Annotated in this window: 22 protein-coding genes; 11 read left to right on the top strand and 11 right to left on the bottom strand. The window is 68.4% G+C overall.

Annotated elements, in window-relative coordinates:
- Positions 1 to 2: 2 nt before the first annotated feature.
- Positions 3 to 473 (top strand): type II toxin-antitoxin system RatA family toxin, encoded by a 471-nt coding sequence (locus tag FHS55_RS09620; RefSeq protein ID WP_183189504.1) that lies wholly within the window; start codon positions 3 to 5, stop codon positions 471 to 473.
- Here the strand turns inward: FHS55_RS09620 and FHS55_RS09615 are convergent.
- On the bottom strand, positions 443 to 967 hold the full coding sequence (locus tag FHS55_RS09615) for a CinA family protein (protein WP_183189503.1): 525 nt from the start codon (positions 965 to 967) through the stop codon (positions 443 to 445). The genes FHS55_RS09620 and FHS55_RS09615 overlap by 31 nt on opposite strands.
- A 17-nt stretch (positions 968 to 984) precedes the next feature.
- The gene (locus FHS55_RS09610) at positions 985 to 2,157 is read right to left on the bottom strand and encodes a bifunctional 2-C-methyl-D-erythritol 4-phosphate cytidylyltransferase/2-C-methyl-D-erythritol 2,4-cyclodiphosphate synthase (protein ID WP_183189502.1); all 1,173 of its coding nucleotides are present in this window, start codon (positions 2,155 to 2,157) and stop codon (positions 985 to 987) included.
- Positions 2,158 to 2,350: 193 nt separating this feature from the next.
- Here FHS55_RS09610 and dusB point away from each other — a divergent pair, with 193 nt between their 5' ends.
- The 5 genes from dusB to ntrX all read left to right on the top strand — a co-directional run bounded on the left by dusB (position 2,351) and on the right by ntrX (position 9,730).
- Entirely contained in the window at positions 2,351 to 3,382 is a 1,032-nt protein-coding gene (dusB, locus tag FHS55_RS09605; RefSeq protein WP_183189501.1) for a tRNA dihydrouridine synthase DusB, read from the top strand.
- Positions 3,379 to 4,509 (top strand): two-component system sensor histidine kinase NtrB, encoded by a 1,131-nt coding sequence (locus tag FHS55_RS09600; RefSeq protein ID WP_183189500.1) that lies wholly within the window; start codon positions 3,379 to 3,381, stop codon positions 4,507 to 4,509. The genes dusB and FHS55_RS09600 overlap by 4 nt, the downstream gene beginning before the upstream one ends.
- A gap of 7 nt (positions 4,510 to 4,516) precedes the next feature.
- Entirely contained in the window at positions 4,517 to 5,962 is a 1,446-nt protein-coding gene (ntrC, locus tag FHS55_RS09595; protein WP_183189499.1) for a nitrogen regulation protein NR(I), read from the top strand.
- A 118-nt stretch (positions 5,963 to 6,080) separates the two neighbouring features.
- On the top strand, positions 6,081 to 8,348 hold the full coding sequence (locus tag FHS55_RS09590; protein ID WP_183189498.1) for a sensor histidine kinase NtrY-like: 2,268 nt from the start codon (positions 6,081 to 6,083) through the stop codon (positions 8,346 to 8,348).
- A 14-nt stretch (positions 8,349 to 8,362) separates the two neighbouring features.
- Entirely contained in the window at positions 8,363 to 9,730 is a 1,368-nt protein-coding gene (gene ntrX, locus FHS55_RS09585; protein WP_183189497.1) for a nitrogen assimilation response regulator NtrX, read from the top strand.
- 146 nt (positions 9,731 to 9,876) lie between these two features.
- Here ntrX and bla read toward each other — a convergent pair whose 3' ends face one another.
- Positions 9,877 to 10,779: a class A beta-lactamase gene (bla, locus tag FHS55_RS09580; RefSeq protein ID WP_183189805.1), complete on the bottom strand. Its 903-nt coding sequence runs from the start codon at positions 10,777 to 10,779 to the stop codon at positions 9,877 to 9,879.
- A 139-nt stretch (positions 10,780 to 10,918) separates the two neighbouring features.
- Here bla and trkA point away from each other — a divergent pair, with 139 nt between their 5' ends.
- From trkA to hflX, 5 genes are all read left to right on the top strand, one after another.
- The gene (trkA, locus tag FHS55_RS09575; RefSeq protein WP_183189496.1) at positions 10,919 to 12,295 is read left to right on the top strand and encodes a Trk system potassium transporter TrkA; all 1,377 of its coding nucleotides are present in this window, start codon (positions 10,919 to 10,921) and stop codon (positions 12,293 to 12,295) included.
- 10 nt (positions 12,296 to 12,305) lie between these two features.
- Positions 12,306 to 13,754 carry a TrkH family potassium uptake protein gene (locus FHS55_RS09570; RefSeq protein ID WP_183189495.1) on the top strand — a complete coding sequence of 483 codons (1,449 nt, stop codon included), beginning with the start codon at positions 12,306 to 12,308 and terminating at the stop codon, positions 13,752 to 13,754.
- 27 nt (positions 13,755 to 13,781) lie between these two features.
- The gene (locus tag FHS55_RS09565; RefSeq protein ID WP_183189494.1) at positions 13,782 to 14,642 is read left to right on the top strand and encodes a D-amino-acid transaminase; all 861 of its coding nucleotides are present in this window, start codon (positions 13,782 to 13,784) and stop codon (positions 14,640 to 14,642) included.
- Between the two features lie 233 nt (positions 14,643 to 14,875).
- Positions 14,876 to 15,127: an RNA chaperone Hfq gene (gene hfq, locus FHS55_RS09560; protein ID WP_183189493.1), complete on the top strand. Its 252-nt coding sequence runs from the start codon at positions 14,876 to 14,878 to the stop codon at positions 15,125 to 15,127.
- 1 nt (position 15,128) lies between these two features.
- Positions 15,129 to 16,520 carry a GTPase HflX gene (gene hflX, locus FHS55_RS09555; RefSeq protein WP_246340010.1) on the top strand — a complete coding sequence of 464 codons (1,392 nt, stop codon included), beginning with the start codon at positions 15,129 to 15,131 and terminating at the stop codon, positions 16,518 to 16,520.
- A 42-nt stretch (positions 16,521 to 16,562) separates the two neighbouring features.
- On the opposite strand, the gene mazG is transcribed toward hflX, so the two are convergent.
- The 8 genes from mazG to FHS55_RS09515 all read right to left on the bottom strand — a co-directional run bounded on the left by mazG (position 16,563) and on the right by FHS55_RS09515 (position 24,947).
- Positions 16,563 to 17,411 (bottom strand): nucleoside triphosphate pyrophosphohydrolase, encoded by an 849-nt coding sequence (gene mazG, locus FHS55_RS09550; protein ID WP_183189491.1) that lies wholly within the window; start codon positions 17,409 to 17,411, stop codon positions 16,563 to 16,565.
- 122 nt (positions 17,412 to 17,533) lie between these two features.
- Positions 17,534 to 18,337, bottom strand: coding sequence for an MBL fold metallo-hydrolase (locus FHS55_RS09545; protein ID WP_183189490.1), 804 nt, complete (start codon positions 18,335 to 18,337; stop codon positions 17,534 to 17,536).
- A gap of 18 nt (positions 18,338 to 18,355) precedes the next feature.
- Positions 18,356 to 19,129, bottom strand: a complete 774-nt coding sequence (locus FHS55_RS09540; RefSeq protein ID WP_183189489.1) for a TatD family hydrolase — start codon at positions 19,127 to 19,129, stop codon at positions 18,356 to 18,358.
- Complete coding sequence (gene metG, locus FHS55_RS09535) at positions 19,126 to 20,682, bottom strand: methionine--tRNA ligase (RefSeq protein WP_183189488.1); 1,557 nt, start codon at positions 20,680 to 20,682, stop codon at positions 19,126 to 19,128. The genes FHS55_RS09540 and metG overlap by 4 nt, the downstream gene beginning before the upstream one ends.
- A gap of 39 nt (positions 20,683 to 20,721) precedes the next feature.
- Positions 20,722 to 21,756 (bottom strand): DNA polymerase III subunit delta', encoded by a 1,035-nt coding sequence (locus FHS55_RS09530; protein WP_183189487.1) that lies wholly within the window; start codon positions 21,754 to 21,756, stop codon positions 20,722 to 20,724.
- Positions 21,753 to 22,538, bottom strand: a complete 786-nt coding sequence (gene tmk, locus FHS55_RS09525) for a dTMP kinase (protein WP_183189486.1) — start codon at positions 22,536 to 22,538, stop codon at positions 21,753 to 21,755. The genes FHS55_RS09530 and tmk overlap by 4 nt, the downstream gene beginning before the upstream one ends.
- A gap of 9 nt (positions 22,539 to 22,547) precedes the next feature.
- Entirely contained in the window at positions 22,548 to 23,786 is a 1,239-nt protein-coding gene (locus tag FHS55_RS09520; RefSeq protein WP_183189485.1) for a D-alanyl-D-alanine carboxypeptidase family protein, read from the bottom strand.
- 69 nt (positions 23,787 to 23,855) lie between these two features.
- Complete coding sequence (locus FHS55_RS09515) at positions 23,856 to 24,947, bottom strand: septal ring lytic transglycosylase RlpA family protein (protein ID WP_183189484.1); 1,092 nt, start codon at positions 24,945 to 24,947, stop codon at positions 23,856 to 23,858.
- Positions 24,948 to 25,098: the final 151 nt, after the last annotated feature.

Below are 25,098 nucleotides of genomic sequence, written 5' to 3'. Positions count from 1 at the left end.
CCATGCCCTCCTTCCGCAACAAGCGGCGTGTCCGCCACTCGGCGGCCGACATGTTCGCCCTCGTGGCCGATGTCGAGCGCTATCCCGAATTCGTGCCGCTGTGCGAGAGCCTGCATGTGCGCCGGCGCGTGGCGAGCGGGGAGGGGGTGGATATCCTCGTCGCCGACATGAGCGTGGCCTACAAGGTGTTCCGCGAGAGCTTCACCAGCCGCGTCTCGCTCGATCGCCCGCGCCTCGCCATCACGGTGGAATATCTCGACGGCCCGTTCAGCCGGCTGGAAAACCGCTGGACCTTCCGGCCTGTCGAGGGGGGCGGGTGCGAGGTGGAGTTCTTCATCTCCTATGAATTTCGCTCGCGCACGCTCGGCCTTCTGATGGGCGCGATGTTCGATGCCGCCTTCCGACGCTTCTCCGATGCGTTCGAGGCGCGGGCGGACCAGGTCTATGGCCCGGAGGGCGCCAGCGGCTCCTGAGCGGCCAGTTCCGCCAGCATGGCGAGCGCGGTAAGCACGGAGAGGCGGCGCACGCCGGCGCGGTCCTGGTCGGCGAACACCTCGCGCCGCGCGATGATCTTTCCATCCGCCGTGCCGGCCGCGAAATGCACGAGCCCCACCGGCTTGGCCGCCGAGCCGCCGCCCGGGCCGGCAATGCCGGTGATGGAGACGCCGAGCGAGGTGCGGGCCGCCCGCAGCAGCCCGCGCACCATTTCGCGCGCGGTTTCCTCGCTCACCGCGCCATGGATGGACAGCGTGGACGGGCTGACGCCGAGCACCTCGACCTTGGCCTGGTTGGAATAGGTCACGAACCCGCGGTCAAGCACATCGGACGAACCGGCAATGTCGGTGAGCGCGCCGGCAACGAGGCCGCCCGTGCAGGATTCGGCGGTAGAAATCGTCAGGCTGCGGGCGCGGCACAGGTCCAGCACGCGAATGGCCTGCAGGTCGAGCGCATCGGTGGGGTCGATCATGGCGCCATCCTCGCCGATCAGTCGATCCACGGCAACCGCACCGTGGCGGCCGCCAGCGCCGCAATGCCCTCGCGGCGGCCGGTGAAGCCGAGCTGTTCGCTGGTGGTCGCCTTGACGCTCACCCGGGCCAGCGAGATCCCGGCGATGGCGGCGATCCGCGCGCGCATGGCCTCGCGGTGCGGGCCGATCTTCGGCGCCTCGCAGATCACCGTGGCGTCGAGATGGGCGATGCGCCCGCCGGCATCGCGCACCAGCCGCGCGGCGTGGGCGAGAAACTGGTCGGAGGCGGCGCCTTTCCATTGCGGATCGGAGGGCGGGAAATGGTGGCCGATATCGCCGCTGCCGATGGTGCCGAGCAGCGCGTCGGTCAGCGCGTGCAGCACCACGTCGGCATCGGAATGGCCGGACAGGCCAAAGCCGTGGGGAATGCGCACGCCGCCCAGCATCACATGGTCGCCGGGGCCGAAGGCGTGCACGTCAAAGCCGGTGGCGGTGCGCACATCGAGGAGATCGGCGGCGGCGGTGCGTTCGGCGGTCACGAAATCCTCGGGGGTTGTGAGCTTCACATTGGCGGGATCGCCGGGGAAGACGGCGACCTTGTGGCCGGCCGCTTCCGCCACCGCCGCGTCGTCGGTGAGGTGGGCGCTGTGTGTCTGAAGGCGATGGGCGTCGCGAATCAGCGCGTAGCGGAAAGCCTGCGGCGTCTGCACGCTGCGTAGGGCATCGCGGTCCGGACCGCTGGCGATGAAGCCAGTCTCGGGCACGGATTTGATGGTGTCGACCAGCGCGAGCACGGGCACCGCCGCGCCATGCCGCTCGGCCGCCGCGATGGCACGCGCCACGAGGCGCGGCGAGACGAAGGGCCGCGCGGCATCATGGATCAGCACCAGATCCGGCGGATCGTCCGCCAGCGCCTCCAGTCCCGCGCGCACCGAGGCCTGGCGCGTCGCCCCGCCCGCCACCGGTGCGAGCACGCCGGGCAGGCCGGCGGCCGAATCGGCGCAGAGCGCGGCGTGCTCGGGATTGATGACCGGCAGGATGTGGCGGATTCCATTTGAGCCGGCAAAGGCTTCCAGCGTGCGGCGCAGCACGGTGCGCCCGCCGATGGACCGGTATTGCTTGGGAATGCCGTCGCCCGCTCTTTGGCCGCTGCCTGCCGCGACCACGATCACGTCCGTCCGCAAACCCATGAGAAACCGCCTATCCGCTGGGCGCCATGCGACCGGCACGCCCTTGCCCCACGCGATCGTTTAGCGCAAAAGCGAAGGCAGATTGCAAAAGTTTTGACATATGGCTTTTGGAAGGGTTGCTGACACACGCGGCGTGGCTATTATGTAGGCAAGGCCGATCGGGCCCATTTCGTGTGCATCGAGTGATCAACGCTTGATCTTCTCCGCGACTGCCAACGCCAGTCTCTCCATAGGCGCCCTCTCGACGCCGAACCGCGTCGTGCTCGCGCCGATGGCCGGCATTACCGACGCCCCGTTCCGCCGCATGGCGCTGCGTTATGGGGCCGGCCTTGTCGTGTCCGAAATGGTGGCGTCCGATGCGCTCGCCAGCGGCCATGAGGAGACGGTGCTGCGGGCGGAAGGCGAGGGGGTGGCGCTCCACGCCGTGCAACTCGCCGGCAACCAGCCGGGCTCGATGGCGCGCGCCGCGCGGCTCGCCGAATCGGCCGGGGCGGCGATCATCGACATCAACATGGGGTGCCCGGCCAAGCGGGTGACGACCGGCCTCGCCGGCTCGGCGCTGCTGCGCGACCTCGATCTCGCCACCGCCATCATCGAGGCCGTGGTCGGCGCGGTGAAGGTGCCGGTGACGCTGAAGACGCGGCTCGGCTGGGACGGCGAGGCGCTGGTCGCCCCGGAGCTGGCGCGGCGGGCCGAGGCGATCGGCGTGCGGCTCGTCACCATTCACGGGCGCACGCGCTGCCAGTTCTATACCGGAAAGGCCGACTGGGCGGCGATCCGCGCGGTGAAGCAGGCGGTCACCATCCCGGTTCTCGCCAATGGCGACCTGGTCAACGCGGAGGACGCGCCCGCCATGCTCGCCGCGTCGGGCGCGGACGGGCTGATGATCGGGCGCGGCGCGCAGGGCCGGCCATGGTTTCCCGGCCAGGTGGCGATGCGGCTGCAAACCGGCCAGACTCCCGCCGACCCGCCGCTGGCGGAGCAGCGCGACGTGCTGCTGGAACTCTATGAGGGCTGGCTCGGCCATTACGGGCGAGAACTCGGCATGCGCTGCGCCCGCAAGCATATCGGCTGGGCGCTGGCAGCCGCCGGCGTCACCGCCGGCCATCCGCCCGACGCCGCCCGCCATTGGCGCCAGCAATTGCTGACGCGCGATGAACCTGCCCACGTCGTGGAAGGCATTCGCGACGCTTTCGACGATCTTGCCTGGAGTGAAGCGGCATGAAGGCGCCCTCTTCCGACCTCTCAAAGCCGGGTGCTGGCGCCGCCACCGCCGAAGCGGTGGTGAACGCCCTGCCGCATCCGGTGTTCACCGTGTCGGGCGATGACCGGCTGGTGGATGCCAATGTCGCGGCGGAGGCGTTCTTCGAGGCGAGCCTCGCGGTGCTGGCGCGGCACCGGCTGCAGGAATTCGTTCCGTTCGGCAGCCCGCTTCTGGCGCTGGTGGAGCAGGTGCGCTCGCGCGGCGCCGCGGTGAACGAATACCGCGTGGACCTCGGGACGCCGCGCAATGGTGGCGAGCGGGTGGTGGACATCCACGTCGCGCCGCTGCCCGAAGCGCCCGGTCATGTGGTGATCATGCTCCAGGAGCGCACCATCGCCGACAAGATGGACCGCCAGCTCACCCATCGCGGCGCCGCGCGCTCGGTCACGGCGCTGGCCTCCATGCTGGCGCACGAGATCAAGAACCCGCTTTCCGGCATTCGCGGCGCCGCGCAATTGCTGGAGCTGAACGCCAATGACGACGACCGATCGCTCACCCGCCTGATCACCGACGAGGCCGACCGCATCGTCAAGCTGGTCGACCGCATGGAAGTCTTCTCCGACGAGCGCCCGGTGGCGCGCGAGCCGGTGAACATCCATGCCGTGCTGGAGCATGTGCGCACGCTGGCCGCCTCGGGCTTCGCGCGGCATATCCGCTTCGTCGAGGAATATGACCCCTCGCTGCCGCCGGTTCTGGCCAATCGCGACCAGCTCATCCAGGTATTCCTCAACCTGGTGAAGAACGCCGCCGAGGCGATCGGCGATTCACCGGACGGGGAAATCCAGCTCACCACCGCGTTCCGTCCCGGCGTGCGGCTCATGATGCCGGGAGCGCCGGCCCGCGTGAGCCTGCCGCTGGAGTTCTGCGTGAGGGACAATGGCCCCGGCGTGCCGGAGGATCTGATGCCTCACCTGTTCGACCCCTTCGTCACCACCAAGCCCACCGGAACCGGCCTTGGCCTCGCGCTGGTGGCCAAGATCGTCGGCGACCATGGCGGCATCATCGAATGCGACAGCCAGCCGCGCCGAACCACCTTCCGTGTCCTCATGCCCATGTACCGCGCCGCCCGCGGTAACGAAAAGAGTTGAGAACGCCATGCCGACGGGAAGCATCCTCGTTGCCGATGACGACGCCGCCATCCGCACCGTTCTCAATCAGGCCTTGTCGCGCGCGGGCTATGAGGTCCGCTCCTGCGGCAATGCCGCCACCCTGTGGCGCTGGGTGAGCCAGGGCGACGGCGATCTCGTCATCACCGATGTGGTGATGCCGGACGAAAACGCCTTCGACCTGCTGCCGCGCATCAAGAAGGTGCGCCCGGACCTGCCGGTCATCGTCATGAGCGCGCAGAACACGTTCATGACGGCGATCCGCGCCTCGGAGAAGGGCGCCTATGAATATCTGCCCAAGCCCTTCGACCTGAAGGAGCTGATCGCCATTGTCGGCCGCGCGCTCTCCGAGCCGAAGAAGCCGGAAGCGGCGCTGCGGGCCGGTGGCGACGATGTCGACAACATCCCGCTGGTGGGCCGCTCGCCCGCCATGCAGGACATCTACCGCGTGCTGGCGCGGTTGATGCAGACCGACCTCACGGTGATGATCGCCGGCGAGAGCGGCACCGGCAAGGAGCTGGTGGCGCGGGCGCTGCACGATTACGGCAAGCGCCGCAACGGGCCGTTCGTCGCCATCAACATGGCGGCGATCCCGCGCGACCTCATCGAGAGCGAGCTGTTCGGCCATGAGAAGGGCGCCTTCACCGGCGCGAATGCCCGCTCGGCCGGACGCTTCGAACAGGCCGAGGGCGGAACGCTGTTCCTCGACGAAATCGGCGATATGCCGATGGAGGCGCAGACCCGCCTGCTGCGCGTGCTGCAGCAGGGCGAATACACTACGGTGGGCGGGCGCACCGCGATCAAGACCGACGTGCGCATCGTCGCCGCCACCAACAAGGACCTGCGTATCCTCATCCAGCAGGGCCTGTTCCGCGAGGACCTGTTCTTCCGCCTCAACGTGGTGCCGCTGCGTCTTCCGCCTCTGCGCGAGCGCACCGAGGACGTGCCGGACCTTGCCCGCCACTTCTTCCTCCAGGCGGAGCGCGAAGGACTACCGCGCAAGCAGATCGACGCCGCCGCGCTCGACCGGCTGAAGCGCTACCGCTGGCCGGGCAATGTGCGCGAGCTGGAAAACCTCGTCCGCCGCCTCGCCGCGCTGTACCCGCAGGAGATCATCACCGCCTCCATCATCGAGGCGGAACTGTCGACGCCGATTTCCACGGCCTCGCCGGAGGAGACCGGACAGGACGAGACGCTGTCCTCCTCGGTGGAGCGCCATCTCAACACCTATTTCGGCGGTTTCGGCGAGAACCTGCCGCCGCCGGGGCTCTACCACCGCATCCTCAAGGACGTGGAATACCCGCTGCTCTCGGCGGCGCTGGCGGCCACGCGCGGCAACCAGATCAAGGCGGCCGAGCTGCTGGGGCTCAATCGCAACACTCTGCGCAAGAAGATCCGCGATCTGGACATCCAGATTATTCGCACAAGCCGGTGAACGAGGTCGACTTTCGGAAAAAAATCCGGGAGGTGACGATTCATGTCACATTTTTGCACCAGTGTCGTAGCACTGCATCACTTCGGCAGGCCGCTTCCGGCCGGCGGCAGGGTGATGAATGAGCGACGCGTCGCCGCGCGATAATGACCAGCACGATGCCCCCGATGCCGGCGGCATGGGCTTTCGTTTCTCGCTCTGGGGCCTGCCGCCTCTGGTCGTGCTGCTGGCGCTGATCACGTCGCTCACCAGCTTCATCATCCTGATGGGCATCACTCCGCTGGTGCCTTCGCAGGACGTGGTGATCATCGTCCTGTGCCTCAATGGCGCGATGTCGCTGCTGCTGGTCGGCATCATCGGCCGCGAGGTCTGGCGGATCGTCAAGGCGCGGCGGCGGGGCAGGGCGGCGGCGCGGCTGCATGTGCGCATTGTCGGCCTGTTCGGCATCGTCGCGGTGGTGCCGGCGCTGCTGGTGGCCCTGCTGGCGAGCATCACGCTCGATCGCGGCCTCGATCGCTGGTTCTCGGTGCGCACCCGGGCCATTGTCGACAACGCGGTGTCGGTGGCGCAGACCTATGTGCGCGAGCATGCCTATTCCATCCGCGGCGACGTGATGGGCATGGCGCGCGACCTGCAGCGCGTGCGCCCGCTCTGGGACCAGGACCGCAGCCGCTTCCGCCAGGTGATGACCGCGCAGGCGGTGGTGCGCGGCCTGCCCGCCGCCATGGTGATCCAGCGCGACCTGTCCGTGGTCGATCGTGCCACCATCCGCGTCGGGCGGGAATTCGTGGTGCCGCCGGGCATCGCCCTGAAGGACGCCACCGAGGAGCAGCCGGTCATCTACCTGCCGAGCGATGCCGATTTCGTCGGCGCCGCCATCCCGCTCAAGGATTTCGACGGGCTCTACCTCTATGTCGCCCGGCCGGTCGACCCGCGGGTGATCGAATATCTCAAGGAGACGCAGGCGGCGGTGGCCGATTATCGCCTGCTGGAACAGCAGCGCTTCGGCGTGCAGGTGGCCTTCGCGCTGCTCTATGCGGTGATCTCGCTCACCGTGCTGCTCTGCGCGGTGTGGCTCGGTATTCACTTCGCCAACCGGCTGGTGGCGCCGATCCGGCGGCTCATCGGCGCGGCCGATCTCGTGGCCGCCGGCAATCTCTATGTCGAGGTGCCCGTGCACCGCTCGGAGGGCGACCTGTCGAGCCTCGCCGAGACGTTCAACAAGATGACGCACGAACTGCGCACCCAGCGCAACGACCTCGTCCAGGCGCGTGACCAGATCGACACCCGCCGTCGTTTCACCGAGGCGGTGCTGTCGGGCGTCGGCGCGGGCGTGATCGGCCTCGATTCGACCGGGCGCATGTCGATCATCAACCGGCCGGCCGAGCGGTTGCTCGGCGTGGCGGAGGCGGATGTGCTGGGCCAGGAACTGGGCGCGGTGATCCCGGAAATCGCGCCGCTGCTGGCGGAGGCGATGCAGGCGGGCCAGCGCAGCGTCCAGTCCAATACCACGCTGACGCGCAACGGGCGCGACCGGGTGATCGCCGTGCGGGTGACGACCGAGCAGTCGCGCGAGGCTGATCATGGCTGGGTGGTGACGCTGGACGACATCACCGAGCTGGTGGTGGCGCAGCGCACCTCGGCCTGGGCCGACGTGGCACGGCGTATCGCCCATGAGATCAAGAATCCGCTGACCCCGATCCAGCTTTCGGCCGAGCGGCTGAAGCGGCGCTACGGCAAGGTGATCGGCGAGGATCGCGAGGTGTTCGACCAGTGCACCGACACGATCATCCGCCAGGTCGGCGATATCGGGCGGATGGTCGACGAATTCTCCTCCTTCGCCCGTATGCCCAAGCCGGTGGCGGAAACGCAGGACGTGGCCGAGATCGCGCGCCAGGTGGTGTTCCTCATGCGCGTCGGCAATCCCGACATCGCCATCGCCTTCGAGGTGCCGGACGTGCCGGTGGTGGCGCGCGTCGACCGCCGCCTCATCTCGCAGGCGCTGACCAACATCATCAAGAACGCGACCGAGGCGATCGCCGCCGTGCCGCCCGAAGAACGCACCGAGCCGGCGGCCATCCGGGTCGACCTGCATTCGGACTGGCGGCTGGTGACGATCGACGTGATCGACAACGGCAAGGGCTTGCCGAGCGAGAACCGGGCGCGGCTTCTGGAGCCCTATGTCACGACACGCGAGAAGGGCACCGGGCTCGGCCTCGCCATTGTCGGCAAGATCCTGGAGGAGCACGGCGGCGGCATAGAGCTGCTCGACGCGCCGGGCGGGCGGGGGGCGTGGATCCGCCTCACCTTCGCGCTCGACGGGGGCTCCGCCTCTCTCAACAATAACGGTGTCGGCGAAAATGCCGCGACCGGCAAACGCGCTGACTGAAGGAGAAAAGGCTGATGGCGACGGACATCCTGATCGTCGACGACGAGGCCGATATTCGCGGACTCGTGGCCGGAATTCTCGAGGACGAGGGTTACGGCACCCGCACCGCCAAGGATAGCGACGAGGCGCTGGCGGCCATCGAGGCACGCCGGCCCCATCTCGTGTTTCTCGATATCTGGATCGAGCGCTCGAAGCTGGACGGGCTGCAGCTGCTGGAAGTCATCAAGAAGCAGCATCCGGAAGTGCCGGTCGTGATGATTTCCGGCCATGGCACGGTCGAGACCGCGGTGGCCGCCATCAAGCAGGGCGCCTATGACTTCATCGAGAAGCCGTTCAACGCGGACCGGCTCATTCTGGTGGCGGACCGGGCGCTGGAAACGCTGCGGCTCAAGCGCGAGGTGCGCGACCTCAAGCAGCGCGCCTCCGTGGCGCATCAGCTGGTGGGCCGCTCCTCGGTGATGAACCAGCTGCGCCAGACCATCGAGCGCGTGGCGCCGACCAATAGCCGCATCATGATCGTCGGCCCGTCCGGCTCCGGCAAGGAACTGGCCGCCCGCATGGTGCATTCCGCCTCGGCGCGGGCGAGCGGGCCGTTCGTGGTCATCAATGCCGCCGCCATCACGCCGGAGCGGATGGAGGTCGAATTGTTCGGCGTCGAGCCGACCGACGGCAGCGGCCGGCAGGTCGGCGCGCTGGAAGAGGCGCATGGCGGCACGCTGTTCATCGACGAAATCGCCGACATGCCGCGCGAAACTCAGAATCGCATCCTGCGCGTGCTGGTCGACCAGACCTTCCTGCGGGTCGGCGGGGGTACGCGCGTGGCGGTGGACGTGCGCATCATCTCCTCGACCGGGCGCAACCTGGAGAAGGAGATCGCCGACGGCCGCTTCCGCGAGGACCTCTACCACCGCCTCGGCGTGGTGCCGATCCGCGTTCCTCCGCTCGCCGAGCGGCGCGAGGACGTGCCGGAACTGGTGGAATTCTTCCTCGACCAGATTTCGCAGGCCACCGGACTGGCGCGCCGGCGCATCGCCGACGACGCGCTCGCCGTGCTGCAATCGCATGACTGGCCGGGCAATGTGCGCCAGCTGCGCAACAATATCGAACGCCTGCTCATCCTGGCCGCCGGCGATGCCGATGCGCCGGTGACGGCGGACATGCTGCCGCCCGATGTCGGCTCGCTGGTGCCCAACCTGCCGAACGGGGCGGGCGGCGAGCACCTGATGGGCCTGCCGCTGCGCGACGCGCGCGAGGTGTTCGAGCGGGAATATCTGGTGGCGCAGATCAGCCGTTTCGGCGGCAATATCTCGCGCACCGCCGAGTTCGTCGGCATGGAGCGCTCGGCGCTGCACCGCAAGCTCAAGGCGCTTGGCATCGGGTGATCGCGCCCCGGCTCGGTCCCTGAAGCGTTTCGCCGATGGCGGGAAGGGCGATAGGCTTCAGGGACTTATTGGTGTTTTCTGATTCGTGACCGGAACCGCGCGGCCCGTGCCGCTGCACGTGAGGAAAACGCGTCACGACACATAGCCTAACCCCTCACATAGCTCGCCACAGCCTGGCCGATGGCGGCGAAGATCGGGTCGTTTTCCGTCAGCCCGCGCGGGGAGCCTTTCAGATAGGCGGCGACGACGATCGGCGCCCGACCGGGCGGCCAGAGGATGGCGACGTCATTGGCGCTGCCCCTGGCGGTGCCGGTCTTGTCGCCCACGCGCCATTGCGCCGGAAGCCCCGCGCGCAGCCGCTTGCCGCCGGTCGTGCTGGCCACCAGCCACGTGGCGAGGCGCTCGCGCGAGGCGGGCGAGAGAGCCTCGCCGGCGATGAGGCGGGCGACATCCTGCGCCATCGCGGCGGGCGTGGTGGTGTCGCGCTCTTCGCCGGGACCGACGGCGTTCAGCTCCGGCTCCCAGCGGTCCAGCCGCGTCACAGGGTCGCCGAGACCGCGCAGGAAGCCGGTGAGCCCGGGCGGGCCGCCGATCGCGTGGAGCTGGAGGTTGCCCGCCGTGTTGTCGCTGAGCCCGATGGCGGCGGCGCAGATGGCATCGAGCGTCATGCCGTCCGCGACATGTTTCGACGTCTCCGGCGAATAGGGGACCAGCGAGGCCGCATCATAGGTCACGCGGCGGTCGAGCCTGTCCTGGCCCGCATCGACCTTCGCCAGCACCGCCGCGCCCGCCAGCAGCTTGAAGCTGCTGAGCAGGGGGAACCGTTCCTGCGCGTGGTAGCCGATGATGGCATCGCGGCTCGCCGTATCGATGACGGCGACCCCGAGACGGGCGCCGCCGGCCTCCCGCTCGATCGCCGCGAACGCGTCGAGGAGGATGTCGCGCGGGGCGGGAGCGGGCGCCGCGGCGCGGGCGTGGCGCGGCGCGAGGACGGCGGTGGCCACCGTGATGGTGGATAGCAGCGAGAGAGCGAAGCGGCGGCGGTCGATCGGCACTGCGGTGTCCTCCAATGCACGATAGTGTGGCTCGCACGGCGTCCGCGGACGTCGACGAAACTGCTATAGAGTGAATCAACAGGGCAGGCTCAGGGCGCCAGTGGCGTTCCTGGGAAGTGCAGTGAGGAATGTCATGAAGGTCGTCATATGCGGGGCGGGACAGGTGGGGTTCGGCATCGCCGAGCGGCTGGCTGCCGAGCAGAACGACGTCTCGATCATCGACACCTCGCCCCGGCTGATCCAGGCCATCACCGACACGCTCGACGTGCGCGGCTTTGTCGGCCATGGCTCGCATCCCGACGTGCTGGCGCGTGCGGGCCTCGACGCGGCGGACATGCTCATCGCCGTCACCCTGCATGACGAAGTGAACATGATCGCCTGCCAGGTGGGCCACGCGCTGTTCGACGTGCCGACCAAGATCGCCCGCGTGCGCGCGCAGAGCTACCTGCAGGGCCATTGGCGTGACCTGTTCTCGCGCGATCACCTGCCGATCGATGTGGTCATCTCGCCCGAGGTCGAAGTCGGCGAGATGGTGCTGCGGCGCCTGTCGCTGCCCGGCGCCATCGACACGGTGAGCTTTGCCGACGGCAATGTCGTGGTGGCGGGCGTGGTCTGCCTCGACGATTGCCCGGTGCTCGACACGCCGCTGCGCCAGCTGACCGACCTGTTCCCGGATCTGCGGGCGGTGGTGGTGGCGGTGAACCGCAAGGGCAAGGTGTTCGTACCGCGCAGCACGGATTCGCTGCTGGCCGGCGACACCGCCTATTTCGTCGCCCAGGCCGACCAGGTGACGCGCACCCTGTCGATCTTCGGCCATGACGAGCCGCAGGCGCACCGCATCGTCATCGGCGGCGGCGGCAATATCGGGCTCTACGTCGCCCGCGAGCTGGAGCTGCGCAACCCGCGCGCGCGGGTGAAGCTGATCGAGGCCGACCCCGCGCGGGCCGAGGCGATCGCCCAGCAATTGTCGAAGACCGTGGTGCTGCGCGGCAGCGCGCTCGACCGCGCCATTCTCGAAGAAGCGACGGTGGGCGATGCCGACACGATGATCGCGGTCACCAATGACGACCGGGTCAACATCCTGTCCTGCCTGCTTTCGCGGGAGCTTGGCGCGCGGCGCATGCTGTCGCTGCTCAACGATCCCAACTATCCCGCCTTCGCGCGCGGGCTGGGCATCGATGCCTATGTGAACCCGCGCCAGATCACCGTGTCGAAAATCCTCCAGCATGTGCGCAAGGGGCGCATCCGCGGGGTGCACTCACTGCTGAACGGGGCAGGGGAGGTGATCGAGGCGGAGGCGCTGGAAACCTCGCCGCTGGTCGGCAAGCCGCTCAAGGAACTCGACCTGTTCGACGGCATGCGTATCGGCGCGGTGATCCGCGGCGGGCGTGTGCTGCTGCCGCGTGGCGACACCGTCATTCACGCGCGAGACCGCGTGGTGTTGTTCGCCCTCGCCAACCGCGTGAAGCGGGTCGAACAGCTGTTCCGCGTCAGCCTCGAGTTCTTCTGAAAGGCGCGTCATGCTCGCGGTCGCCCGCCACAGCGCCGTCACCGCCGCCATCATGGCCGGCTTCCTCCTGCTGTCGGCCCTCGGCGCGCTGTTTCGCAACGAGGCCGGGGCGGATGTCTTCGTCATGACCGCGCTGCTCACCCTGGCGGGCGCGGGGGCGGTGTACCTGTCCGTGCGCAACCGCGCGGCGCGGCTGGATCGGCGGGCCTCCTACGGGCTGCTGCTGGTGCTCTGGGTCGGCCTGCCGGTCATCGCGGCGCTTCCCATCGCCGCGACCACGCCGCTCAGCCCCATCGAGGCGTGGCTGGAAGCGGTGTCGGCCTTCACCACCACGGGCCCGGTGCAGATCCACGGCATTGACGGCGTGCCGCGCGTGACGCTCGGCTGGCTGCTGACGCTGCAATGGGCGGGGGGCCTGCTGACGTTGGTGGGTGTTGTCGCGGTGCTCGGGCCGGCCGGCATCGGCGGGCTGCCGGATCGCTCCAGCCGGGTCAATCTGCTCGGCATGGGCGAATCCATGGCGCTGGACGACGCGCTGCATCTGGTGCTGCCGATCTATCTCGGCGCCACCGTGCTGTGCGCGGTGCTGCTGTTCTTCGCGGGTGTGAAGACCTTCGACGCCATCGGCCTCGCCGGCGCGGCGCTGTCCACCGGCGGGCTGCTGCCGGATGCCGACGGAGTGGCGGCCTATGGCCATTTCGCGGTCAAGCTGGTGCTGATGGTGTTCATGCTGGTGGGCGGCACCAGCGTGCTGTGGCATCGCATGCTGGTGACTCGGCGTCTGCGTCTCGCCGTCGGGCAGCAGGAAAACAGCGCACTGCTTCTGGTTTGCCTGGTCGTCGGCATCGGCGCGGCGGCGATCGCCTACAACACGCCGAGCTTGAATCTGTCCGTGCCGATGGCGATCGAAGACGGGTTGTTCACGGCGGTTTCGCTCATCACCACCACGGCCATCGAGCCGCATGGCGGCGCCTTTGCCAGCCTGCCGCTGTCACTTGTGATGGTGCTGGTGTTCATCGGTGGCGCCAGCTTCTCCACGGCCGGCGGCATCAAGATGTACCGCGCTGGCACCATGTTCCTGCAGAGCTACCTGGAACTGGAGCGCCTCGTCCATCCCCATGCTGTGCGCACCCGCCGGCTGGGCCAACAGGGCGTGACGCTGCAGATGATGAAGGCGATCTGGATCATGTTCGGCGTTGCCTGCACCGTCATTGCCGGCTTCTCGGCGGCAATCGCGCCGGCCATGCCGAGTTTCGAGGCGGCGCTGGTCAGCGTCGTGTCGGCGCTCTCCAATGCCGGCCCGGTCTACGCCATCGCCTGGCAGAGCGCGGTCGTCTGGCCCGATTGGGGCAGTCTGCCGGCCTATGCGCAGATTATATTGGCGATCGCCATGATTCTCGGCCGGCTGGAAATTCTCGTCGTGCTGGGGCTGGCCAATTTCGCATTCTGGCGGCGCTGACGCCGCCACGGGCAGAACGGGTGAGACATGTCGCGCATCGCCTATGTAAACGGGCAATATGTGGCGCACGCGCAGGCGGCCGTGCATATCGAGGATCGCGGCTATCAGTTCGCGGATGGCGTCTATGAGGTGTGCGAGGTACGCGGCGGGCATCTGGTGGACGAGCGCCGCCATATCGAGCGCCTCGTGCGCTCGCTCGGCGAGATCCGCATCGCGCTGCCCATGCCGCTCGCCGCGCTCAAGGTGGTACTGCGCGAGACGATCCGGCGCAATCGGGTGCGCCACGGCTTCGTCTATCTGCAGGTGACGCGCGGCGTCGCCCGGCGCGACCATTACTTCCCCGATCCCGCGACGCCGCCCTCCCTCGTGGTCACCGCGCGGGCGGTGGATCCCGCCAAGGGCGAGGCGGTGGCGCGCGAGGGCATCGCGGTCATCACCACGCCGGATAATCGCTGGGAGCGCGTCGACATCAAGACGGTCGGCCTGCTGCCCAATGTGCTGGCCAAGCAGGCCGCCAAGGAGGCGGGCGCGCGCGAGGCATGGTTCGTGGACGGCGAGGGGCGCGTCACCGAGGGGGGCTCGACCAATGCGTGGATCGTCACGCCGGAGGGCCGGCTGGTGACCCGCCACGCCGATAGCGGCATCCTGCGCGGCATCACGCGCACGGTGATGCTGGACGTCGCCGAACAGCTGCAGCTGACGGTGGAGGAACGCCCCTTCACCGTGGCGGAGGCGCTGGCGGCGCGCGAGGCCTTTGTCACCTCGGCGACCAATTTCGCAACCCCGGTGGTGCGAATCGATGGCCAGATCATTGGCGATGGACGCCCCGGCGCGGTCGCGCGCGTCCTGCGCGAGAACTTCCATAGCTTTGCCGAAGTCACCCCCTGAGTGAGCGTAACTCTTTGTAAAATCGTGGTTAAGCCGTCCTGCCGGGGCAGGGCGTCCACCACTGGCTTGCCCCACTACGTGCTTGCCGAGCGAAAGCATCTTGCGCGATAGGCGCGGTGTGCCATCTTTAAGGTGCACGTTTTCATCATGAAAGGCCCCCGGACGGGACCGATTCGCCATGAAGACGACCGCGCCGACGACGAGCAACAACAAACAAACGGATCAAAAAGACCATGGCCGCGGAACGTTCCCAGAACCTCCAGGACACCTTTCTCAACCACGTCCGCAAGAACAAGACTCCCCTCACGATCTTCCTCGTCAACGGCGTCAAGCTGCAGGGGGTCGTGACCTGGTTCGACAATTTCTGCGTGCTGCTGCGCCGCGATGGCCATTCGCAGCTCGTCTACAAGCACGCCATCTCGACCATCATGCCCGGACATCCCGTCCAGCTGTTCGAGCCGGACGAGACCGGCGAGAAGAGCTGACTTGGAACTCAAGGGATCGCGCCGCGCGGCCGGCTCGACGGCCGGGCTGCCGCCAGAGGCGAACGAGCCGGGTGACACCACCCGGGTCGTCGTCGTCGTGCCGCAGCTCACGCGCAAGGCGCCAGAGGGCGATGTTCGCCGCACGCCGCAGGCCCGCCTCGACGAGGCGGTCGGCCTTGCCATGGCAATCGACCTCGACGTGGCGGCCAGCCTGATCGTCGGCCTCGCGCAGGTGCGGCCGGCGAGTTATCTCGGCTCGGGCAAGGTCGAGGAAATCGGCGATCTGGTGAAGGCGCAGGAGGCGGGGCTGGTCTTCGTCGACGCTCCGCTCAGCCCCGTGCAGCAGCGCAACCTGGAAAAGGCGTGGTCGGCCAAGGTGATCGACCGCACCGCTCTCATTCTGGAGATTTTCGGCCAGCGCGCCCGCACCAAGGAAGGCGTGCTGCAGGTCGAACTCGCCCATCTCAACTACCAGCGCAGCCGGCTGGTGCGGTCCTGGACGCATCTGGAGCGCCAGCGCGGCGGCTTCGGCTTTCTCGGCGGCCCGGGCGAGACGCAGATCGAGGCGGATCGCCGGCTCATCGGCGAGCGCATCGTGAAGATCGAGCGCGAGCTGGAACAGGTGAAGCGCACCCGCGCGCTGCACCGCGCCAGCCGCAAGAAGGTGCCCTATCCCGTGGTGGCGCTGGTCGGCTACACCAATGCCGGCAAGTCGACGCTGTTCAACCGGCTCACCAGCGCCAAGGTGATGGCGCAGGACCTGCTCTTCGCCACGCTCGATCCAACGTTGCGCGCGGTGCAGATGCCGACCGGCGAGCGGGTGATCCTGTCCGACACGGTGGGCTTCATCTCCGACCTGCCGACGCAACTCGTCGCCGCCTTCCGCGCCACGCTGGAAGAGGTGATCGAGGCGGACATCATCCTGCATGTGCGCGACATGTCGCATGAGGATGCGGACGCGCAGGCGCAGGATGTCGCGCATGTGCTGTCCGATCTCGATATCGATCCGGACGACCATGTCCGGCTGATCGAGGTCTGGAACAAGATCGACCGGCTCGACGAGGATGCCCGCACCGCGATCTTCAACACGGCGACCCGGCGCGAGGGCGACGACCGGCCCATTCCGGTCTCGGCGCTCACCGGGGAGGGGGTCGACGCCCTCCTCGCCGCCATCGCGCAGCGTCTGTCGCGCGAGCGCATCAGCTTGCGGATCGAGCTCGAGGCGAGCGATGGCGAGGGCCTGAGCTGGCTTTATCGCCATGCCGAGGTGCTGGAGCGGCGCGACGACATCGAGGGCCATGTGCACCTCGCCGTGCGGGTGCCGCCGGAGCGGGCCGAGCATATCGAGCGGCGCTTCGGCGCGCACCGGATCAAGGCTCGCGGCGCGGCCTGAGCCCGGATCTGCCGGGGCGGGGCGACTCTCCAGTTCGCGCCGCTATTTTTCCGGGGCAGGGGGTGGCGCGGGCAGGGTCTTGGCCGCCTGCCACAGCGCTTCCATCTCGTCGAGGCTGGCCGCGCCGGGCGCCCGGCCCTCTTCCGCCAGACGGTCCTCGATATAGCCGAAACGGCGCACGAATTTCTCGTTGGTGCCACGCAGCGCCGCTTCCGGGTCGACGCCGAGATGGCGCGCCAGATTGGCCATGGCGAAGAGCAGATCGCCCACCTCGCCGGCGGCCGCCACGCGGTCCCCGGCGGCGATTTCCGCTTCCACTTCCGTGATTTCCTCGCGGATCTTGTCGATCACCATCCGCGTGTCCGGCCAGTCGAAGCCGACCTTGGCGGCCTTGGTTTGCAGCTTGACCGCGCGGGTGAGGGCAGGCGCCCCCGTGGCCACGCCGTCCAGCACCCGGCCCGCCTCCGGCTCTGGCGGCAGCCCGCGCTGGCGCCGACGCTCGGCCTTGTCCTCCTTCTCGCCGGCCTTGATCGCGTCCCAGGCGGCATTCACCGCCGCGACATCGCGGCCGCCCACATCGCCGAACACGTGCGGATGGCGGCGGATCATCTTGGAGGTCACCGCCATCACCACGTCGCCAAAGGCGAAGGCGCCGCGCTCCTCGGCCATTTGAGCGTGGAAGACGACCTGAAGCAGAAGGTCGCCCAATTCGTCGCAGAGGTCATCAAGGTCGCCGCGGGCGATGGCATCGGCCACCTCATAGGCTTCCTCGATCGTGTAGGGCGCGACGGAAGCGAAGTCCTGCTCCAGGTCCCACGGACAGCCCGTGCCCGGAGTGCGCAGCGCCGCCATGATCTCGAGAAGACGGGAAATGTCGCGGGACGGGGTCATGTCCGGTGATCCAGCAAGTCAGGGATGAGTCGCAGAAGACATATTATGGAAAACAAAAGCGGGGTCGGCACGGGGTGAGGGCGCGAGGATCTCGGCAGAAGCCTTTGGAATTCCCCGCGCTTTCAGTCCATCTCGATTGTCAGGCCGTCATAGGCCGGCACGATGCCTTCGGGCAGCTCGCGTGCCAGGGCGCCATAGTCGAGATCGGTGTGCATGTTGGTCAGCACGGCCCGCCGCGGCTTCATGCGGGCGATCCAGTCCAGCGCCTCGCCCAGCGAGAAATGCGTCGGGTGCGGCGTCGGGCGCAGCGCGTCGATGATCCAGAGGTCGAGCCCTTCGAGGTAAGGCAGGCTTTCCTCGGGCAGGTCGTGCAGGTCGCTCGAATAGGCCAGCCCACCGATGCGGAAGCCATAGGAGATGATGTTGCCGTGGAACTGGCGGAATGCCGTCGCCTCGATCGGCCCGCCGGGACCGTCCACGCGGATCGTGTCGCCATGGTGGAAACGGTGCTCGGTGAGGATCGGCGGATAGTCGCTGCCGGGCGGCGTCTCGAAGCAGTAGCCGAAGCGCTGGTGCAGCATGGCCGAGGTCTCGGCATCCACATGCACGTCGATGCGGCGGCGATGCCGGATGGTGAGCGGGCGCAGGTCGTCGATGCCATGGGTATGGTCGGCATGTTCATGGGTGAACAGCACGCCGTCCAGCCGGTCCACCTGCGCATCGAGCAGTTGCTCGCGCAGATCCGGCGAGGTGTCGATCAGCACACGCGTTGGCGGTTCACCGGCAGCGCCGAAGCGTTCCACCAGCATGGAGCAGCGCCGGCGGCGGTTGCGCGGCTCATTGGGGTCGCACACCCCCCATCCCTGCCCGACTCGCGGCACCCCACCCGAAGAGCCGCAGCCGAGAATGGTGAAGGTCAAAGACATGCGCCGATGCCGCCCTGTTCAGTTGGCCCGTGCGAACAGGCGGAAGAAGTTCTCTGTCGTCAACGCGGCGATCTCGTCCGGAGACAGGCCGCGCGCCTCGCCCAATATACGGGCCGTTTCGACCACATAGGAAGGCTCGTTGCGCTTTCCGCGCCGGGAATTGGGCGCGAGATAGGGCGCGTCGGTCTCCACCAGCAGGCGGTCGGCCGGCAGGCCGGCGGCGATCGCCCGGAGCGGCGCGCCGGACTTGAAGGTGAGGATGCCGGAGAAGGAGACATAGCCGCCGAGCGCCACCGCCCGGCGGGCGAGGGCCTCGCCGGCCGTGAAGCAATGCAGCACGAAGGAGAAGGCGCCCTCGCCCATCTCCTGCTCCAGGATCGCCGCGACATCGTCATCCGCATCGCGCGCGTGAATGACCAGCGGCAGCCCCGTGCGCCGCGCCGCCTCGATATGCAGGCGGAACCCGGCGATCTGCGCCTCGCGCGGGGCGGTGTCGTAGTGATAGTCCAGCCCCGCCTCGCCAATGGCGACCACCTTGGGATGGTCGGCTTCCGCCAGCAATTCGTCGAGCGTGACGTCGGCTTCCTCGCCGGCATTGTGCGGATGGGTGCCGACCGAGCAGAACACATCCTCGAAACGCTCGGCGATGGCCCGCACCTGCGCCGAGCGGCGCACGCGCGTGCCGATGGTCACCAGCCGGCCGACGCCGGCCGCACGGGCGCGGGCGACCACGTCGTCGAGTTCCGCGGCAAAGTCCGGGAAGTCGAGATGGCAATGGCTGTCGACAATCATACCGGGTTCGCCGCCTCGGGTTCGACATAACGCGGGAATACCGGCGCGGGCGGGGGCAGGGCCGTGCCGCCTGTGAGCCGCCCGCCCTCCCCGAGGCTGATGAGGCTGCGCGCCTCGCCCGGCACGGCCAGCAGGTCGAGCAGCTTGGCGGCGCCGGTGGGCACGAAGGGCTGGGCGAGAATGGCAACCTGGCGGATCACCTCGGCCGTGGTCCACAGCACGGTGCCGAAGCGCTCGGGATCGGTCTTGCGCAGTTCCCAGGGCGCGGCGCCGGCAAAATAGCGGTTGGCGTCGGCTACCACGGACCAGAGCTCACCCAGCGCCTGATGGAGTTGCTGCTGCTCCATCGCCGCCCTCACCTTCCCGCCCAGCGCATCGGCGCTGGCGAGGATGTCGGCGTCATCGGGCGCCAGCGGGCCGGGCTCCGGCAGCGTGCCACTGAGGTTCTTGGCGATCATCGACAGCGAGCGCTGGGCAAGGTTGCCGAGATCGTTGGCCAGATCCGCATTGGTGCGCGCGACGATGGCCTCGTGGCTATAGGAGCCATCCTGGCCGAAGGGGATCTCGCGCAGCAGGAAATAGCGCAGCGCATCCACGCCATAGGCCCTGGCGAGGTCGAACGGGTCGATCACGTTGCCGACCGACTTCGACATCTTCTCCCCGCGGTTATGGATGAAACCATGGGCGAAGATGGTCTTGGGCGGCTCCACGCCGGCAGACATCAGGAAGGCCGGCCAGTACACGGCGTGGAAGCGGATGATATCCTTGCCGATAATGTGCAGATCGGCCGGCCAGTAGCGCTTGAAGCTGGCGCTGTCCGTATCGGGATAGCCGACGCCGGTAATGTAGTTGGTGAGCGCGTCGACCCACACATACATCACATGCTCGGCGTCGCCCGGCACGGGAATGCCCCAGGAGAAGGTGGTGCGGCTGATGGAGAGGTCCTGCAGCCCGCCCTTCACGAAGCTCAGCACCTCGTTGCGCCGGCTGTCGGGACGGATGAAGTCCGGATGCGCCTCGTAATAGGCGAGCAGCTTGTCCTGATAGGCGGAGAGGCGGAAGAAATAGCTCTTCTCCTCGGTCCACTCCACCGGGGCGCCCTGCGGGCTGCGGCGCACGCCATCCTCGCCGACCACGGTCTCGTCCTCGGCGAAATAGGCCTCGTCGCGCACCGAATACCAGCCGGAATAGGCGCTGAGATAGATGTCGCCCGCCTCGACCATGCGCTGCCAGATCGCCTGCGAGGAGGCGAGGTGATCCTCGTCCGTGGTGCGGATGAAACGGTCGTAATCGACGCCGAGAAGGGCATCCATCTCCTGGAAGCGAGACGCATTCCTCGTCGCCCATTCCAGCGGCGTGAGCCCCTGCTTTTCCGCGGTCTGCGCCATCTTCAGGCCGTGCTCGTCGGTGCCGGTCAGGAAGAACACGTCGAAGCCGTCGAGCTTCTTGAAGCGGGCGAGGGCGTCGGACGCGATCTTCTCATAGGCATGGCCGATATGAGGCGCGCCGTTGGGATAATCGATGGCGGTGGTGATGTAGAAGGCGGGTTTCACGCGGGGTCTTTCCTGCGACGATGCCGGTTCGCGGCGCGGTCAGTGGCGCACGGCCTCGTCGAGCGTCGCGAAGATCCGAAAGACGAAAGTCTTGCGGTCGAGATTGTACACATCGGCGTCGACCGCGGCGCGCCGCACCTTCTCCCATACCTCAGGCAGCCGTGCAAGGCGCAGCGCCGCCATGTGCTGGCGTCCGGTGGCGTGGTCGGAAATCCAGCATTCGACAGTGGAAACAAAGTTCTCGAAGGCCCCTCCCCGGTCGCCCTGCAGCTTCTCGCCCAGCACGTGCAGCGCCTTGGGATCGACATCGGGAAGCGCGCCCAGCAGTGCCGCCGTCGCCTTGCGGATGGCGAGCCCCTCGCCCGCCATCAGGGTGAGCGCCTCGCGCACGCTGCCCTCGGAGGCTTCCGCCGCCTCCTCGAAGCGCGCGCGGTCGAGCGTGGGCATGGCGGTCGTCAGATGCTCCAGCGCGGTCACGACCTCGCCGGTCGACAGCGCCCGCAGCGGCACCGCGCGGCAGCGTGAGCGGATGGTGGGCAGCAGCCGGCCCGGCGCGTGGCTCACCAGCAGGAAAAGCGCGCGGCTCGGCGGCTCCTCCAGCGTCTTCAGCAGCGCATTGGCGCCCTGCGTGTTCATCTCGTCCAGCGTGTCGACGATGCACACCCGCCAGCCGCCGAGCGCGGCGGTGGAGCCGAAGAAGCTGCGCACCTTGCGCACCGTTTCGGCGGGAATGGCGGTGGGCAGCTTGCCGCTTTCCGACGGCGTGCGGCGCAGCACCAGCATGTCCGGGTGCGACAGCACCCTTACCTGCCGCGCCACCGGATGAGCGGGGTCGACATCGAGGCTTCCGGCCGGCGCGGCCCCGCCCGCCAGCACGAAGCGCGCGACCTGATAGGCGAGGGTCGCCTTGCCGATTCCCTCCGGGCCGCCCAGCAGCAATGCGTGCGGCAGGCGGCCGGCATCCCACGCCTCGCGCACCATCGCGACCGCCTCGTGATGGCCGACCAATGCCTGCGTCTCGCGCGGGGCGGGCGCGCCGTCCAGGCGATCGCCTTCCAGGGCCGTCTCGCTCATGCGCGTACACTCCGTCGACGGGCGCGGGGAAGGGACAGGCGCTTCGACACGGCCTGCCAGATGGCTTTCGTGACGATATCCGGCTCCTTGCGGCCATCGATCACCACGCAGCGCCCGGGCTCGCGCGCGGCGATGGCAAGGAAGGCGTCGCGCAGCTGCCGGTGGAAGGTCAGGCCTTCGCTCTCGAAACGGTCGGCCCCCACTCCCGAACGGGCCGCCGCACGGGCGAGCCCCTCCTCGGCGGGAATGTCCAAGAGGAGGGTCAGGTCGGGGCGGGTGTCGCCCACCGTCGCCGCCTCCAGCGCATCGAGCAAAGCGGGCTCGATATGGCCGGCCGCGCCCTGATAGGCACGGGTGGAATCGGCGAAGCGGTCGCAGATGACCCAGGCGCCGCGCTCCAGCGCTGGCCGGATGGTGACGGCGAGATGATCGGCCCGCGCGGCGGCGAACAGCGCCGCCTCCGCGAAAGCGCCGAACGGCTTGGCGGCGCCCGAGAGCAGGACATGGCGGATGATCTCGGCGCCCGGCGAGCCGCCGGGCTCGCGGGTGGTCACGACATCGACCCCGCGCTCCGCCAGCTTTTCGGCGAGGCGGCGCAGCTGGGTCGACTTGCCCGCCCCCTCCCCGCCCTCGAAGGTGATGAAGCGCCCGTGTGCCCGCGCCGCTGGCGCGCCGCCGGCGACGGCGCCCGTCGCCTTGCTCGTCGCCTGCCCGCCGGCCTTGGATGCGGGCGTGGGCTTTCCGGCAACGCGCCGGGGGGGGGAGGAGGGCCGCGACGGCATGGCTGCCGGTCAGCCGAGCTTGACGGGCAATTTGGCCGCCAGCTTCGCATAACCCTCGCGCAGCAGCCCGACGACCAGCTCATAGGCACCATCGACGGCCCGGCGCCAGAGCGGTCCTTCGGGCACGGACTGCGCGGCCACCAACGGGATCTCCAGCACGACCTGCTCGCCGCGCATGATTTCCAACCGCGCCAGCTTCGCGCCCTTCTCGACCGGCGCGTGGACGGGGCCTTCATAGCGGATTCGCGCGGCGACGCGCTCGGTGCCGTTGCGCGGCTCCAGAAGGCGGATCGGCCCGGCGGCGGTGAGCGGAACATTGCCCTGCTCGCCACCATAGAGCACGGCCTCGCCCACGGTCTCTCCGGCATCGAACAGCAGCCGCGATTCGAAGGAGCGGAAGCCCCATTCCAGCAGCTTGCGCGCGTCCTCCGCCCTCTCCTTCTCGGACTTGGCGCCCAGGATCACGACGATCAGGCGCTGGTCGTTCTGAACGGCCGAGCCGACCAGATTGAAGCCCGATTCCTTGAGATAGCCGGTCATGAAGCCGTCCGCGCCCAGGCTCATGCCCAGCAGCGGATTGCGGTTGTTCTGCCGGATCTTGTTCCAGAGGAAATCCGGCTCGCTGTAGATCTTGTAGAGGTCGGGATAGCCGCGGATGATCTGCGCGGCGAGGCGCGACAGGTCCCGCGCGGTGGTCTTCTGGTCCGGGTCGGAAAGCCCATTGGAATTGGTGAAGTGCGAGTTGGTGAGCCCGAGGCGCTTGGCCTCCTCGTTCATCTTCACCGTGAAGGCGAGTTCGTTGCCGGCAATGCCCTCTGCCAGCACGATGGTCGCGTCATTGCCGGAGGGGATGATAGCGCCGCGCAGCAGATCGCCGACCTTGATGGTGCTGTTGAGCGAGGCGAACATGGTGGCGCCGCCGGACGGAGCGCCACCGCGCCGCCAGGCATATTCGCTCACCTTGAACTCGGAATCAGGCGTAAGCCGCCCCTCCGCGATCTCGCGGAACACCACGGCCATGGTCATCATCTTGGCGACGCTGGCGGGAAAGTTCGGCGTGTCGGCGGCGCGCTCGAACAGCACCGTGCCGCTGTCGAAATCCACCAGAATGGCCTGCGGCGCGGCGATGGTCGGCGCCTGCTGAGCTGCCGCAGGGCGGGCCACAAGTCCACAGGCAAGCCAGACGAACGCCAGCGCGCAAGCCTGGATCGCATGCCGGCGAAGCCGTATCGCACGTGCCATCATCATCGACCCCTCTTGCCCGGGAGGAGAGGTACCCGTCGCCTCAGGCCGTGGCAATGCGCTGATCGGCGAAGATCAGTAGAGGCCGCGACCCGTATCGACCGGCGTCGCGACGCCTTCCGCAGCGTAGCCGAGAACCGGCTGCGCGCCGACAACCCAGCCGGTCGGGGCCTGGTCCGCCGAGGCGACGCGCCGTGCAGGCGTCTGCATCTGTGCCTGCACCGGACGCTGCGCCACCGGCTGCGCGCTGGCAACCTGCATATTGGGCTTCGGCGCCGTCCTGGCGGGTGCCGCCATGGCGACCGGCGCGGCCTGACGCACAGGGGCGGCCGCGACGCGAGCCGGGGCCATCTGCAGCGGCGCCATCTCTGCCGGCTCAAGCGAGGCTGCGGCCACCTGTGTCTCGCCGAGATCGTAGGGGCGGCTCGGCGGCAGCGGAACGTCGGCGAGCGCCGGAGCGCTGGGCGCCGGCGCGCTGCTGCGCACGGGCACGGGTGCCGCTGAGGCGAGCATGATGTTGGGCGCGGGCGCGCCGTTCAGGCGCAGCGACGAGGCGAGCTGGATGTCGTCCGAGCCCTCGATCGGCGCCCGGCCCATATATTCGACCCGCACCTTCGCGGTGCCCGGCCCCTTGATGCCGAGCATGTCGGCCGCGCGGCCCGAGACGTCGATCAGGCGGTTCTTGTGATACGGCCCACGGTCGTTGACGCGCACGGTCATCGCCCGGCCGTTCTCAAGATTGGTGACGCGCACATAGGACGGCAGCGGCAGCGTGGGATGCGCGGCAGCGATCGAGTGCATGTCATAGACTTCGCCGTTCGCGGTCAGGCGGCCGTGGAAATTGTCGCCATACCAGGATGCGAGGCCCTCGGCCTTGTAGTTCTTGGGTTCCTGCGGAACGTAGGTCTTGCCGGCGACCACATAGGGCTTGCCGACCATGTAGACGCCGCCGCCCTTGGGAATGGGCTGGCCTGCCGCGATCACTCGCGGGCTCGCGGCCACGCCGAGGCGCGGATCGATATTGCTGCTGCTGGAGAGCTTCTCGCCGCCGGTGCAGTTGGCGACCACCAGGCCGATGCCGAAGACGAAGGCGATACGGCTGAGCCCCGTGAAGGGCTGACGCGCCGGCACACCATTGGCTCGAACAAGAGCAGGTTTCGTCCCCATGCACCCCGACCGTTTCCTGAGCGCCTGCCCACCTGTCACGCCTGTTTCGGCGCTGTAGCGGACGGGCGCACGTCACCCTGGATCGCGAAATACTAGCCCACGACCGTACGTCCTGTCTCACAGGAGGCGGGGGGAGTGGGGCGAAAATGGG

The sequence above is a fragment of the Ancylobacter tetraedralis genome (genome assembly GCF_014195655.1).
GTDB classification, from domain to species: domain Bacteria; phylum Pseudomonadota; class Alphaproteobacteria; order Rhizobiales; family Xanthobacteraceae; genus Ancylobacter; species Ancylobacter tetraedralis.
The sequence above is the reverse complement of the archived record's forward strand: the minus strand, read 5'-3'. Positions and strand labels throughout refer to the sequence as shown.